We start from the raw sequence: 16,153 nt of genomic DNA, 5'->3' as shown, positions 1-16,153 counted from the left end.
TTTCTTTTATATTCTAACTCCCCCTCTCCATTTTATCATATATCAGTATATTTGTAAATCAAATTAATAATATGATTATAATAAAACCATTTACGAAAACTGATATTCCATTAATTATAGATTGGAATTTTACGGAAGAAGAACTACTTCAATTTGGAGGAACTGCATTTACTTACCCTCTAACAGAGGATCAAGTCGAACAATTCTTAAAAGTCGAAAATTCTTTATTCTTTAAAGCAATCGATAGTGATAATGAGACTACAATTGGAGTAGGTGAAATTATTTTAATGGAGAATAATGCTACTAAACTAGCTCGTATAGTAGTAGGTGATCGAAACAATAGAGGAAAAGGATATGGACAAAAGATGATGCAAGCCTTTGTAGATTATTGTCTAAATGACATTCAAAGTGATTCTGTTATCCTTAATGTATTTGATTGGAATATTGGAGCTATTAAATGTTATGAAAAAATAGGCTTTACCTTTGCTGATGTTCCTATGAGAAGTTTTGATCTACCGAACGGAGAACAATGGTTTAGTAAACAAATGAACTACATTAAAAAGTAACCACTTAGTATATCTTCTATACTCATTGCTACCTCTTAGCACTAAGATTGCTAATCCTGCTATCTTCTTAGCATAATATTTCCGTAGTGAATCCGTAATAATGTTTGTTTTAACGGACTCACTACGCACTCATAACGGACTTACAACAGACTCAAGTCAAATGAGAGATGTCTCGTCCAACTATAACGGCACATACACCATCCTATATTTAGGATTAACCACAACTCTACTAAGAGGTAACTCTACTCTTATTTTTACATCCATATACTACTAAAAGCAGTAGTCCTAAGAACAAAAGTTACCTTTTCTTTACTTTACCAATCGTTCATAGTCTAAAAAAAGCTTTATAATAAGAACTTAAATCCCTGTTTTTAGAAAGTTTTTTCATTTTTACAGAACTTTTTATAGACAAAGATAATGTAAAAAAACATCTTTCATTTCTCCCCATTTTTGTTTTCAATTTTAATACTAAATCCTTCTAAACACCACGGTTATACAGACTTTAGGCACTTGACCCACATTGATTATAATGCAACAGTATACCGAAATTATTTAGCTATTTACAATTTTAACACAGGAATAAATACTTAAATTAAAATATTCTTGTTTGTTTTTATAGAAAAATTATATAAATTGTCCTTAACAAAACCTAACTAATCAAACAACTTATTATGACACTTGAATTATTTGAAGAACTCTCAGATGTCCTGGGGGTATTCGTAGAGAAATTTACTAACCTCAACATTAAAACGAACAAGCATTCTCTAGCTTGGCAACGATTTCATTACAATTATTTTGATTCTATGACAACTACACTGTATAAGTCATTAGTTCACTTAAACTATGCGACTATACAACAAGAGAAAGATAATGTCCAATATGCAGAAGCCTTCTCATTAGTATTAGATAAAAATTTTAAACAAGTAAGAGATATTAATTTTGACAAGTTTGAACCTAAAGTTCAACAGCAGATTTTAAAAGTAGTACTAGGTGATCTTCCTTTTTTAACTAAAGGACTGAGCGAAGACACCTATCATTACATTAAGTTTAATTGTCTGAATAGAGAGAATAGACTATGTGGCTTAGGAGGAACTTTATTTAAAGATTCTAAGACAGGAGAATTTATACTAAACTTATTCTACTTAAACATTCGTAATGAACGTATTGATTCTTTATTAGAAGTAGATTTCTATATGAAAGACAAGGCTAAGTATGTAAAGCTTTATAGAGAATTAGCGTTAAGTAAAGTAACAACACCACAGGCTCTAAAAGATGCCCTAGATAAGAAGAGTATCTCTAGTGTAGATTTTAATAATGATTTCATCTATTTCTTTGGAGAGGAGTATCTTACCTTTTATGATAAGAGAAAGTACTTACAGAGTTTGGAACTTGTATTCTTTACGAAGAATTCATTTGAGGAGATTGCTGATGTATGTGGTTTTAAGTCTACTGAGTCATTAATCACAAAGTACAAAAAATTTGAAAGTAACGGATATAATCCTATTATTCGCTACTCAAACATATTACAAGCGTAATAAAAGTAAAAAAGGTTGATTCAAATGAATCAACCTTTTTTTATGTGCAACTTAAATTGCTTTTGTCTTTTCTTTTAACCAAGCAGCTTCTTCAGCTGATAATTTTGATTCTAAAGATTCATACACCCATTGATTATAGTTATTTAACCAATCAATATGTACTTGATCTAATAGTGACTTCTCTACTAAATCTGTTGCGATATAACAGATGGTGATTGTTTCGAAATCCATAAAATCACCGAATTGATTAGAAGCTAAATCCTTAGATACTACTAAGTTTTCGATACGAATACCGTGCTTACCTTCTCTGTATAATCCTGGTTCTATAGAACTGATCATTCCTGGCTCTATCGCAATATCTACTGCAGCACCATTAAAAGTATGAGGCCCCTCGTGTACGTTCAAGAAGAATCCTACTCCATGACCTGTACCATGTCCATAGTTACGCATAGTAGCCCAGATAGGACGACGTGTTATAGCATCGATTTGATATCCTCTAGTACCTTTAGTGAAGATAGCCATAGATCCTTCTATCGTTCCTTTTAAAACAATAGTGTAATCTTCTTTTTCTTCTTGAGTCAACTGTCCTAAAGATACTACACGTGTAATATCTGTAGTTCCTGTCTCGTATTGTCCACCAGAATCTACTAAAAGCAATCCTTTAGCCTCTAATTTATAGTTGCTATCCAGTTCTGCCTTATAGTGTGGTAAAGCTCCGTGATCTTTATATCCAGCAATAGTATCAAAACTAATATCTTTAAAACCTGGCTGTTCTGCACGTAATCCTCTTAAATGATCTGCAATACTCATCTCAGATAATTCGCCTGAAGCTACATTTTCTTCTATCCATTTAAAGAACTTCGTCAGTGCTACACCATCATTAATCATGGCATGTCTCTCATGGTTTAACTCCACTTCATTCTTCACTGCTTTTAGCATAGTAGACGGGTTCATATCCTCTAAGATAGTTACTCCCTCAGGAACAGAATCATAAGTAGCAAAACAAGTACGCTTAGGATCTAACAAGATAGTTTCGCTTGTTCCTAGTGATTTTAGGTAATTTCTTACTTCCTCATAAGGTTTGATTAAGATACCATACCCTTGTAATTCCTCAGCTGTACCTTTATCTAATTTCTTAGAATCAATGAATAAGATTGATTTATCTTGACTAATAAATACAAACCCTAGTGTAACAGGATTACATTTTACATCTGTACCTCTAATATTCAATACCCAAGCTAAATCATCTAAAGATGAAATTAGGTGACATGTCGCTCTTTTTTGTTTTAAAACTTTGCGTACAGCTGCTATCTTATCTGGAGTAGATTGCCCTGTAATAGAAATAGGTAATGTATAAGCTGGCTCTGTAGGTAAAGCTGGTCTATCATTCCATATTACATCTAATAAGTCTACATGACCATCTACCTTAATGTTTAAAGGACCTAATATAGTATTTACAGCATTCGCTACTGCTAATGAAGCTAAGTTACCATCAAAGGCAACTGTATTTCCTGCTTGTAATTTATCTCCTAACCATGACACATACTCTGGTGCATGTTGAACTTTTAATTTTACTAACTCAAAACCAGAACCTTTTAACTGTGCTGGTCCTTGTACAAAATAACGAGAGTCAGTCCATAATCCAGCAAAATCTTGTGTAATCACTAATGTTCCTGCTGAACCACTAAAACCAGATGTCCAAACTATACACTTATAATAATCTGGTAAATATTCACTGATATGTGGATCTGAAGAAGGGATAATGTATCCATCAATTCCTCTCTCCTTCATCAGTGAACGTATCTTCGATAATTTTTCTAAATATGTCATTATGATAATAAATTTTTCAAGCTAAAGGTACAAAATGACGAGTACTACAAAAAGATAAATCTGTTAAATTAGAATAGTTTTTACTTCTGTAGATACTAGCTTAATTTCTAATCCCTTAAATGTAAAAAAGCCAACATTTAGTTGGCTTCTTTTATTTTATTTCTGTTCGTCTAAAATGTGAGTTGGCTTAATCGTAGAATTTAATCGTAGAATTTGTTTACTCAATACATCTTCAAAAGAAAAATCTTTTAAATGAACGTCTCTTCTAAACAACTCTGGATTATTCACTAAAGCGATTATAAAGTCTGAGAACACCTTATTACTCATCACAGTTGGATCTAGTACAGCACGAGCACGTACAAGCTTCTTATCAGATCTTCTATAATAATCAAAAACATACTGATTAGGCTTTTTCCAATCGCGTTTACCAAAGTTTTCAAAGTAAACATCAGAGATAGATTCCTTATCATTAGTCCTTGCGGTAACTCTTTTCTTATCAAAGCCAACATTAATGATAGAGGCAATATTTAAATATATTTCTTCTCCTTCTACTGTAGGACAAGTCTGTTCATATACTAAGAGAACATTACCTACTCTCTGTAAAAAAACATAATGTAAGACCTCGTGTTCATCCTTTATTTTCCATAACATGCGCTCTTTTTTATTGTCTAATGAAGAAAATAAGGTAACAGGTGTAGATAAGCCATTTATCACTACTTCTTGCTGTTCTAAGCCTTTCTGCCATGTTGTTACCCATTGTCCATCTACATAGTATTGCTTTAAAGGTAATAGACTCCCTTCATGTAAATCATAGAACTGTCCACGTATGGAATCGTTCTTATCTAACTCACTAGATAATAACGTGTAGTAATGATAATCATGATCTGTAGTATAACGATATCTCGGAATAGCATCTTTATAATAGACAATATCAAGATCATTAGATACATTTTCTTCTACTAATAATCCGTTATATATCTCCCCTTCTTGATATATAGCGTTTACCTGTATTGTATCTTGTTTGTTCTCTACCTCTATATATGCCTTAGCTTGCTGATCATAAAGTGAAATAAACTTTAATCGATCCGTTAGCATAGTTAGTGTATTAGGATATGACGCTGCCTTCTCTACAACTTTCAAACTATCATTAACAGTAGAAGTCTCTACTAGATAACTAATATCCTTCAACTTAAGAGTATCTCTATGTATAGAATCTGTCACTGTAGTATGATCTTGCGCATATAGTACTCCTCCTATACTTAGTGCCAATATTACAATACCCTTTTTCATATTTTTCTTTTTAAATAACATAGTATACATAATCCTAAACTCCTTGTCTAAAACCATGAATATCAAATTTACAAATTTCAAATGACAAAAAAATAAAATTACGTTTCCAAAAACAATTAAATAGATAGTTATAAACCACTGTATAGATATAGACACCATTATATATCAACACCTTACAAATGGAAACAAGTAAATCACATCATTATAATGATAGTAAAAAAATTAGTACCCTGCTAATATTCAAATATTTACAAGGCATTTACTATACTTTTCGATACGTTTTAAAAAGTTTATCCCATAATAATGTGTAAAAACCATAATTACAGTTCGGATCTTGATGATGAATATTGTGAAACAAGGTAAGGCACAGTATATCTCGTGTCCAACATTCAAAGTAAGTATTCTTAAACACATCCTTATCTATATGACCTATAGTTCCCCAAATAAGATTAATAAGTAAATAAAATCCTATCGAAAAAGTGTCAAAGGGATATATACACAACAACAAGATAAACAATAGACCAAAACCAATAGCCTCTAGTGGATGTAATACAAATAAACTTATCGCATTAACACTGTTGTGCTCATGGTGTCTTAGATGCGCTAATGGATAAAAAATCGGGATATGAGCTAATCTGTGAAATACATACATCAGAAAGTCCATACCGATCACTAGTCCTAATGTTTGTAGAGCTATAACAGTGATAGAGCTACCTTCTAGAACATGAATATACCCATAATTATACAACCCTACTCCTAATACAAAAACGCCTGCATTACACAGTAAAACAACAAATGATAATATTAGATCCCTTCTAGTAATCTCTTGTTTTATTTCTTGGATATACTCTCCCTTCTTACATCTGTTTAAAGTCAAATACAATCCAATAGATACACCATAGAACAGTATATTCAATACTATACTAAAAAGGATTAGTTGTGTAATAGACATTCCGATCACTAGATCTAACATGGTTCTCTATTTATATTATTAATAATCAAACTTACAAAAAACATATAATAAAAAGGATGACTGCTTGAGTCATCCTTCTACATCTTATATCTATATTTATTTAGAGTATTCTTAATTACTGTTCTTCATTCTGAGCTTGTCTCTTTAGTAAATCTAAAGCAAATGTAAGTTCAGGGTCTTCTTCGTTTAAGATACTTCTATAAAAACCTTTTTCATCTACAGTATAGTCTGGTAGTACTCCTCTACACCCCTTCTCTGTACTGATAGAATTATTAAAGAACACTTCTGATCGAGGCAAATCTACCACCGTCTGCGTATTAGGCAGTTTATAATTAATAAACCAAGATGCAGTAGTGAAGTTACTACATGTACGTGTCTCTTGTCCTATGATAATTCCTCTTTTATTCTCTTTAAACAAAGAAGCAAAATACGCTGCTGCAGACACTGTGTTATTATCTATTAATAACATCGTATTCCCTTCAAAGAAATAACGATCACGAGGATAGTTCTCTACATAAGACTCATCTAATCGATTATTACCATAGTAGTACTCATCTCCTTCTACCTCGCTCTTGTCATATCGCTGGAACATAAAGTTATTCATATTCTTAATATCCATATCAGAATACTGTCTACCACTAGCATCTATAAGATTCTCACGTACATTGATATCTATTACCTTAGTTGCATATCTGTAATTGTTCTTAAACACTTTTTCTTGTGATATAAAAGAGTAAAACAAAGGAATATTACTAAGATATCCTCCTCCATTACCTCTGATATCAATAATTAAATTCTTCACTCCTTCTTCATTAATCTTCTCAAAGAAAGAACTTAACTTCTGGTAAGCGAACTCTTCTGAAAAAGCAAAAGTCTTAATTGTTAAGCAGTATGTATCGTCATTGACCTTCTGCCCATAGATTCCATAAGAATAACTAATGATGTCTACTGGCAATATAGCTTTCTGTACATTGTAATAATTTCGTGCATAGTTAACTGCCTTCAGTGTAGCTTCTTTACTCTCTACAGCATTTAGACTATCAAGATAAGTGATTTTATACTCTTGCTCAGGACTCATTAAAGACACATAGAACGAAAAGTCCTTTGCATCATCAGCTTCTATACTTCCATCCGTGGTTACATTAATACGCTTTAAGTAATCTCCTGATTTTACATCATTTACTTTGGTAATAATACTTCCTACAGGTATAGTAGGGTTGTGTTGATTCACAAACACCTTTCCATCATAGACAATTGTATTAATTGGAAAAAAAGAAGTTTCCTTTGTAAAATCCTCAAAAACGGTACTATCTGTACTCAATGAAGAGTGAGCATCATGAATTAAAGGAATCGGATTAGATAATAAGAAATTAGCATAAGAAGGATTCTCTTCTAGTTTTTTTCTTATTTCAGCAACTTTTGCATCCAAGTCCTTTTCACTAATAGTTCGAAATGGATTAGGGTGTTGCTTTTTTATAATATTAATAAGTATATCAAAATCATTTAAATAATCTTCTTTCGTCAACTCCGAATATTTCTTCTGTCCTAATACAAAAGAACTACTCAATAATAAGGCAATTAATAATAAACCTTTTTTTATCATTCCTGTTCTCAATTAAATTATCTAAAATAAAGAATTTATAGCATTTTAAAACATTATTCCAAAAGCAATTTATGCAAATCTCTTTATTTCCTAAGCATACAAAGATAAAGTTAAGCATATACCTACGCAACTTTTACTAGTATGTATATTATAACAGCTAATTCTCATTTTTATTATTTTATAAAAGTTAAAAAATCAATCTTTTTTAAAATAACCTACTTTGTGCTTTTAAATGGGAATCAAAAAAGAAAGGTGACCTCGCCAGGCCACCTTCCAATACAAACACTACTAATCTAAAAAGTTGAAACAACAACTTCTTACAACAAAACTATTTTGGGGTCCACAAGACACGATTCTCCACATGATTAAGACCGTATCTAGGATCAATAGCTTTTACTTTAATTAACTGAGGGCCTTCTTTTAACCCCTTTGGTATTGGCATACGCCATAAATGTTTACTCTTCCTTTTAGCATCTACTAAAGGAGAACTTTTCATATTTTTATATCGCCCTTGATTCTGTAGTTCTATTAGACGGGTATAATGAGGGTCTACGCCTTCATAGTACTCCATCTTTTGCCAACTTACACCATCGAAGCTTATTTCAACATTTGTATTTAGATCAGCCGCAAATACATTCGCATAGACATATCCATCGTTTAAGTGTTCTAAACTCTTATCCCACTCTTGTACTTCTGGAGTCCAAATCTGAATCTGTTTATCCTCAGCTCTACCAGATACTTTATAGGATAAATTATAATCTCCTTTTTTTGTTTCTAGTGTCCAGTATCCCTTCCAAGTACCATCATACATCATAGCAAAAGGAATACCTTCTATATCATGAGGCCCTTGCCACCACGCACCACAAACAGCTCCAGCTACTAATTGATGTACAGGTTTCTTATTCTCTCTTTCAAAGTACTGATGATACTGTGTATGCGTATGTCCTACAGCCACAAAGACTTCTTTATAGTCCTTAAACAAGTCTAGAAACTCCTGCTTATCTTCCATAAACTCAATAGGAATATGCATCATCACTTTTACTTTATCATACTTTAGAGTATATCGCGCCAGTACATTTTGTATAAAAGTTTTTTGTACCTCATCTATTGTTCCTATATATTCTTTGTCATTTACAGGGAGTATATTATTAAGTACTAAAATAAGCTCCTCTCCATATTCTAATGCATAATAAGAAGGGCCAAAAGCTTTCTTATAACTACTATCTCTATCATTAAGTGTTAGACCTGACCCAAAGTTTAAATCATGATTTCCAACCACATAATATATAGGGCTACCGATTACGCCTAATGCCTGTGATAAAGGTTCAAACACCTCTAATCGATCAAAAGCTAAATCTCCAAGAGGAAAGATTAAATCTGGAGGTGTGGTAGCTAATTCGCTTACCACGAGTTTTTCTACGTGATGAATATCATCCATTACATCCGACTGCAAATCTCCCAATAAAACAGCTTTTAGAGGTTTACCTTCCTCTTGCTTATACACAGGAAAATCATAACTCTTATGTTCTTCTCCAAAAGGAATATAAAACTCAACTTTATTAGACTTTGACAAAGGAGACTGATATCCTGAAGGCTTGATTAAAAAGATTTGACCTTGCCCTAAACTGTTGATCTTATATTCACCTTTAGCATTAGTCACAACTAAATCCTTACCATTACTGATCAAAACATCTTTTAACAGAGGTTCTCCTTTATCGTATTGCTTATTTTGATTGGTATCTTCAAATACTCTACCTTTTACTTGTGTCTGTTGTGCCCAAGCTCCACTCGTTATAATAAGACTTATACCTACTAATAAGCGCTTCATTAGTTATCAAGATTTAAGAGTTTTATAATCTTATGGTATACTTCATTATTCTCATAAGCTCCTCTAAACTCACCCGATTTAGGTCCATAAGCAAAAATAGGCACCATAGTTCCTGTATGATCATGAGAGATGAAATCCCCTTCAATAATGCCTTGTTTTACATCTCCTTGTGGAATTGCAAAACCGCCTGTCTCGTGATCTGCTGTTATAATAACTAAGGTTTGCCCGTCTTTATCTGCAAACTTTAAAGCTTCTGTTATCGCTTTATCGAAGTCAATTCCCTCTGTTACAATGCCTCCTGTATTATTAAAATGACCATAAGAATCTATTTTAGCTCCTTCTACCATTAAAAAGAAAGGTTGATCTCCTTTTGACAAAAAGTCTAAACTGTGTTTAGTAGACTGTGCTAAAACGTCTATTCTTCCTTCTATTACACCTTTTAATCCTCCTTCTCCTAAGAAATAACCAACACGAGCATCCTTACTAGTACTAAGCTGTTCTACTTGCTCTAGTAAAGTAAACTCTTGCTTTAAATTCACATTCTTAAAGGACTTCCTTCCTCCACCTACAAAGAGAGAAAGTTGGCTTTTTAATAAATCTTGAGCTATTAATGAACTATCATCTCTATCTTTTTGATGTGCGTAAAAAGCAGAAGGCGTAGCTCCTGTTAATTCATCCGTGGTAATTACTCCCGTTTTATAATTAAACGGCGCTAAGTACTCCGTCATATTCTTTAAAGGCATTCTGTCCATACCCATCCCAATAGAACGATTATAGGTTTTCTGACCTGTTGCTAAAGCAGTTCCTGCTGCTGCAGAGTCTGTTGTAAAATCATCCCCTGCTTGCGTTTTGATAAAGCCTACACTCTTCAACTGAAGTAAACTTAAGTCACCTCCATTTGCTAAAGCAGCAGAAGATATCTGTGTCAACCCATTTCCATCCCCTATTAAGAGAATAACATTCTTAATAGGTACATCCTTATCATCATTTGCAAATGTTGGCTTATAGACCTCAGATACTGTTGTATTATGATATACAGCACGATCTAAGTTTTTTAAGTATGTCTGTGCTAAGTAAGGATTATCAGTATTGATAACATCAATGCCCATATCATAAAACGCCTTAAATGCAGTTTTTCCATCTGGAGTTCCCCAAAAGCGAACTTGTTTACCTTGCTTGTGAACTAAGTCTATTACTTCTTGAAGTTTTTGTCTTTCTTCTTCTACCATGCGCCCCTTACCATTCCAAACAGAGTAATCTTTAAAATTAAGACTTACCATGGCTACTCGTTCCCATAGCATTGCATTTTTTAAAGGAGTTAAACTCTGGTGATCTAATTTTACATAGTAAGGATATTGTTCAAAAACTTTTGTATCTGGCTTATTCCCAGAAATAACAAAAGTAATTTCTTGTTCTTTAATTAATCTTTCATACTTCTTCAGTACTGGTAATAATAGCTCCATAGACTGATTTGCATTTGATTTTAAATCAATTAAAAAACTAAGTCCCTTTGCCTTACCAATACCTAATTGAATAGCTTTTTCTAATGATTCCAAATACAAGCTTTCTATCGTTCTATTCACTTGTACAGAACTTACTTCGTGTGCTACATATAACTTGCCTTGTTCTATGACTAAATCAATCTCTATGGACTCTGCTCCATTAGAATAAGCCGTCCAGAAAGGAGTAGATTGATGATAATCATTATGAGAGTGTATCTTATAATTTTTTGATTGAGCATTAGCCATTAAGACACTTGAAATAAAGGCTATAGATAAAAAAAGTCGTTTCATTGTGTTGCATAAAAAAGAGGGCTAGCCCCAAAAAGGTAGCCCTCAATTGGTTTTGAAATTAAATTACCATCCTACGTTTTGTTGTATTCCTGATGATTGTACAGCCCTATTCGGTATTGGCCATACATGCATATAACTTGCGTCAAAGTTTCTAGCTTTCCATACCTCTGATACCTTATAAGGAGAATCAGGGTTAGAACGATCTTCATGAATTCTTCCATAAAGAGGTTTTCCATAAGCCTCTTTTGCATCTCCCCATCTTACTAAGTCAAAATGTCTATTTGCAAATTCTCCAGCTAACTCTACTCTTCTCTCATGTTTTAAGTCTGTCATCGTCGCCCCATTCTTAGGTGCTAATCCAGCGCGCTTACGCACCTGATTTAATGCCTGATCACCATTCTGCCCTAACATGATTTGAGCTTCAGCCTTCATTAATAAAATCTCAGCATAGCGCATTAGAGGAACATTGTAGTTTGTTGTTGGTTTATCTCCATTCATATTGATAAACTTCCCTAAAGCATCTTCTGTACTATACTCATACATATATTTGTTAAACTGAAGTCCAGACATCGAGTTCTCTGAAGAATATCTTTTGGTTTGCCCAAAGTAGCTAAACTCATCTCCGAAGACCATTAGCGTTACTGCTCTACGTGCATCCCCTTTTTCGAACTCTTGATATAGTCCTTCTGTAGGTGTAAAATACCCCCATCCGTTATAAGCTCCCCATCCTTTGTTCTCTAACATACAGCCCGGAAGAATACTCCCTCCTTCTATTCCAGAGTTTACAGACCAGATATACTCACTCTTCCAGTTGTTTAAAGCACTGTGTAATTCTCTGTAATCTTTAGAAGGATTACCTGTATTGACAAGTGCTCTTCCTGATCCAGAATTTGTAACTGCATCTGCATACTTAATTACTTCATTAAACTTAGAAGAGTCATATTGTGCCCAATATAAATAAGTCTTTGCGATATAGGCTAAAGCAGCATCTTTATGTGCTCTACCATAATTATCAGCTGAATAAGAAGTAAAAAGAGGCAATAACTCTGATGCTTTTGTCAAATCCTGAACGATATGGTCATAGTTCTCAATCACGCTTTTTGGCCTTGTATAGCTACCTGCTGGCTGCGACATATTAGCCTCTGTAATAATAGGCACACCACCGTTATTTCCATTATCTCCATATGTATGCGCTAGCCAGAAATAAAAGAAACCACGCATAAAATAAGCCTCACCTAGTACTCTCTTTTTTAATGATTCACTGATTTTCATTCCAGGAACATTAACAATGATATCATTAGCTCTTCGGATTACTTTATAAGCATTTTGATAAATACCATTGATATAACCCTCATCCCCATTTAGGTTAAAGTTTTTAATATTGTCTGCTGTTGCATTAAGACGTCCTGTTACCATATCGTCAGAAGCATTAATATACCAAAAGAATCCTCTCCCAAACATTTCATCTTCCATCATCATCTGATACAAGCTATTAGCCGCCTCTGTAGCATCCTGCTCTGTTTTCCAGAAATTCTCATAAGATGTATTTCCTTTTGGATCTAACTCTGTAAAATCAGAACTACAAGCTCCTAGTGATAAGATTGCTGATAAACCTAATACTAAGCTATATTTAGATAAACTATATTTTTTCATAATTATAAGTGATTAAAAAGTAAATAAGAAACCTCCTGATATTGTTCTTGACACAGGATATCTTGCTACGTCCATTCCTACACCTCCTACTTCTGGATCTATACCATCATATCCAGTAATCGTAAATAAATTATCTCCAGACATGAATATTCTTAAACTAGATTTAGGGGATAGACTATTCATTACACTCTTAGGCATAGTGTATCCGATTGTTAAGTTCTTTAATCGTAAATAAGAAGCATCTTCTAAGTACCAACTAGAAGTCGTTCCATAGTTCTGATTATCATCTTTAGTAGATAATCTAGGAAGACTAGCATTCGGATTATCAGGAGTCCATGCTCCCATCACACGACTATCTAAATTATATCCTTGTAAAGAAGCATTGTAAGCTGTGAACTTATATCCGTTGAATACTTTCACATCACCTACTCCTTGGAAGAACATACTTAGATCAAAGTTTTTATATTCTAAGTTTAAACCAAAACTATAAGTAATCTTAGGTAAATAAGCGTTCATAAACTGCTTATCATTATTATCTATCTTACCATCTCCATTGCTGTCTTCGAACTTAAAGTCACCAGGTTTAGCATTAGGTTGTATTAATTTACCCTCATTAGAACGGTGCGCATCAATCTCTGATTGCGACTGGAAGATTCCCAAATAAGGAACTAAATAAGTAGAGTAAAGCGGTCTACCTACTACAGATCTATATGGAGAAAGCACCCCACGAACATTATCTCCATGGGCGATATAGTCTATTCCACTTTGGTTATATCCATTTAAGTTTACTAGTTCATTTTCTAAGAAACTTGCATTTCCAAAAATCTTATAGTTTAAGTCTCCTATATGATCATTATAACTCAATGACAATTCAATACCTTTATTCAGTACTTCACCACCATTTACATCTGCTGCCGCTGTACCATGATGAGCATCTTCTAATCCTGGAATAATCATCCCTTTAGTACGCTTACTAAAGTAATCAGCCACTACGTTTAAACGTCCGTTAAAGAAAGCAGCATCTAGCCCAATATCAAAAGATTCTGATGTTTCCCACTTTAAGTTAGGGTTAGACTGACGGTTTACATAAGTTCCTTTACCTGTAAGCATACCATCTTCTCCCATAATAATATCACTATTGCTAAGTGGTACATCAAAAGAATAATAGCCTACAGAATTAATATTCCCGATTTGTCCCCAAGAAGCTCTTAATTTTAATTCACTTATTGCATTTACATTAAAGAAGTTCTCTTGTGATATTCTCCACCCCACAGACGCAGAAGGGAATACTTCTGATTGGTTATTCTTAGCTAGACGTGAAGTAGTGTCCTTACGCAAACTTCCCGATACAAAATATCGATCATCGAAGTTATACATCACACGTCCTATCAAAGAAGTTAATGCATCTTCATACACCTCTGTAACTGGCTTTCTGATGATAGAGGCATTCCCCATATACTGGTTAAATGATTCTTCACTTCCAAAACCTTCTCCTTGAACAGAAATATAGTCGTAATTTGTTTTTTGTGCTGAATGGATAGCCGTTAAATTAACATCATGCTTACCAAATGTCTTGTGGTAAGTCAACTGGTTATCCCATATCCAATGGGTCTTTTCGTAGTTATTTTCTAATAGGTAATTATTTAAGTTTGTTCTTCCTAACTCTGGTGCCTTAGGCGTAAATTTCTTATACTTATTACTTGTGTAATCATAACTGTAAGAAGTTTTGAAGGATAATCCATCAACGATATCATAGTTTAAATACACATTGGCATTTAAGAAATTCGTTGGATTAGATGTTGTAGGTCTTAACAGTAATGCTACTGGATTATATACATCTCCATACGCTCCAGCAAACTGTGCTAAATCATGAGGTACTACTCCTCCAAATTTACCATCAGCATCGTATACAGGCGCTGCAGAAGGCATATATAAAGCACTGATGACACTTCCTGAATAAGAACTTGTAGTATTAGTGCCAATAGCATTCGTATTAGAGTAGTATACATTCTCTCCAATAGTAACTTTATCAGTCAGCTTAGTATCTGCCTTTAATCTAAAGTTATAACGTTCAGAAAATGTTCCTATTAAAGTTCCTTCTTTTTTATTATACCCAAGAGAAGCAAAATAATTCGTATGGTCAGAAGCTCCAGAAATACTAGCATCTACATTGTGCATAGCTGCAGTTCTAAAGATTTCATCCATCCAATTTGTTCTATTCACTTGTCCCCATGGATTAAGTAGAGCATCATGCGCAGACTGCCTAGGTACTCCTGCATTATCTGCAGCCATATTATATACAGAAGCTTGCCCTTGTGCATCTAATGGCGTTGGTAAGTTTGTAGCTTTTGAAAAACCTGTATACACATTTAAAGAAACACTAGGATCTCCCTTTACTCCTTTTTTAGTTGTAATTACAATTACTCCTGAAGCAGCCTGAGCTCCGTAGATTGCAGCTGCAGCTGCATCTTTTAAGATAGATACAGATTCAATATCATTTGGGCTAATTGCTGGTCCATAATAAGGGACACCATCTACTACAGTAAGTGGTGCTTCATTAGCTAATGAACCTGAACCACGGATAACCATCTTACTGCTCTCAGAAGGATCTCCTCCTTGCTGTGTTACAGTTACCCCAGCAACTTGTCCTTGTAAGAAATCACTTAAATTAGACACTGGTCTAGAGGCAACTTGCTTAATATTATCCACTGTTGCAATCGAAGTGGTAATATCTTTTTTCTTTGAAGCTCCATATCCAATTAAAACGACCTCATCTAAGATATTGCTGTCTTGTTCTAAAAGGATACTTACTAATTGAGCGCCTTGATAGTTGATCGTTTTTGTTTTGTACCCTAAATACTCCACAGAAAGAGTACCTGCTTCTTTGGCTAATTCTAGCGTAAAATTCCCATCGGCATCCGTAGTTACCCAAGTAGAATTGTCCTTATTCGCGATTACTGTAGCAAAAGAAACAGGTAGGCCATCACTTTTGCCTGCTACCTTTCCCTTTACTATCACTTGTGCATGTAAGAAAGTACTACCTCCTATACATAACAGCCATACTAAGAAATGTCTTTTCATA

10 protein-coding genes are annotated in these 16,153 nt (G+C 33.8%); 2 read left to right on the top strand and 8 right to left on the bottom strand.

Annotated elements, in window-relative coordinates:
• Positions 1 to 71: 71 nt before the first annotated feature.
• Both MPR_RS08290 and MPR_RS08285 read left to right on the top strand, forming a co-directional pair.
• Positions 72 to 566, top strand: coding sequence for a GNAT family N-acetyltransferase (locus tag MPR_RS08290; RefSeq protein WP_041891407.1), 495 nt, complete (start codon positions 72 to 74; stop codon positions 564 to 566).
• A gap of 671 nt (positions 567 to 1,237) precedes the next feature.
• Positions 1,238 to 2,101, top strand: a complete 864-nt coding sequence (locus MPR_RS08285) for a hypothetical protein (RefSeq protein ID WP_041891404.1) — start codon at positions 1,238 to 1,240, stop codon at positions 2,099 to 2,101.
• A gap of 51 nt (positions 2,102 to 2,152) precedes the next feature.
• On the opposite strand, the gene MPR_RS08280 is transcribed toward MPR_RS08285, so the two are convergent.
• The 8 genes from MPR_RS08280 to MPR_RS08245 form a co-directional block, all read right to left on the bottom strand.
• Positions 2,153 to 3,931 carry an aminopeptidase P family protein gene (locus MPR_RS08280; protein ID WP_041891400.1) on the bottom strand — a complete coding sequence of 593 codons (1,779 nt, stop codon included), beginning with the start codon at positions 3,929 to 3,931 and terminating at the stop codon, positions 2,153 to 2,155.
• A gap of 156 nt (positions 3,932 to 4,087) precedes the next feature.
• Entirely contained in the window at positions 4,088 to 5,221 is a 1,134-nt protein-coding gene (locus MPR_RS08275; RefSeq protein WP_235280646.1) for a hypothetical protein, read from the bottom strand.
• A 262-nt stretch (positions 5,222 to 5,483) separates the two neighbouring features.
• Positions 5,484 to 6,194, bottom strand: coding sequence for a sterol desaturase family protein (locus MPR_RS08270; RefSeq protein WP_041891394.1), 711 nt, complete (start codon positions 6,192 to 6,194; stop codon positions 5,484 to 5,486).
• A 115-nt stretch (positions 6,195 to 6,309) separates the two neighbouring features.
• Positions 6,310 to 7,797: a S41 family peptidase gene (locus MPR_RS08265; protein WP_041891390.1), complete on the bottom strand. Its 1,488-nt coding sequence runs from the start codon at positions 7,795 to 7,797 to the stop codon at positions 6,310 to 6,312.
• Positions 7,798 to 8,125: 328 nt separating this feature from the next.
• Positions 8,126 to 9,625: a calcineurin-like phosphoesterase C-terminal domain-containing protein gene (locus MPR_RS08260; protein WP_041891388.1), complete on the bottom strand. Its 1,500-nt coding sequence runs from the start codon at positions 9,623 to 9,625 to the stop codon at positions 8,126 to 8,128.
• Positions 9,625 to 11,418 carry an alkaline phosphatase gene (locus MPR_RS08255; RefSeq protein ID WP_235280645.1) on the bottom strand — a complete coding sequence of 598 codons (1,794 nt, stop codon included), beginning with the start codon at positions 11,416 to 11,418 and terminating at the stop codon, positions 9,625 to 9,627. The genes MPR_RS08260 and MPR_RS08255 overlap by 1 nt, the downstream gene beginning before the upstream one ends.
• 63 nt (positions 11,419 to 11,481) lie before the next feature.
• The gene (locus tag MPR_RS08250; RefSeq protein ID WP_041891379.1) at positions 11,482 to 13,071 is read right to left on the bottom strand and encodes a RagB/SusD family nutrient uptake outer membrane protein; all 1,590 of its coding nucleotides are present in this window, start codon (positions 13,069 to 13,071) and stop codon (positions 11,482 to 11,484) included.
• Positions 13,072 to 13,083: 12 nt separating this feature from the next.
• Complete coding sequence (locus MPR_RS08245) at positions 13,084 to 16,152, bottom strand: SusC/RagA family TonB-linked outer membrane protein (RefSeq protein WP_006258981.1); 3,069 nt, start codon at positions 16,150 to 16,152, stop codon at positions 13,084 to 13,086.
• Position 16,153: the final 1 nt, after the last annotated feature.

It is taken from the genome of Myroides profundi, from assembly GCF_000833025.1.
GTDB lineage: Bacteria > Bacteroidota > Bacteroidia > Flavobacteriales > Flavobacteriaceae > Flavobacterium > Flavobacterium profundi_A.
Note: the sequence above shows the minus strand (reverse complement) of the source record. Positions and strands in the feature narration are given on the sequence as shown.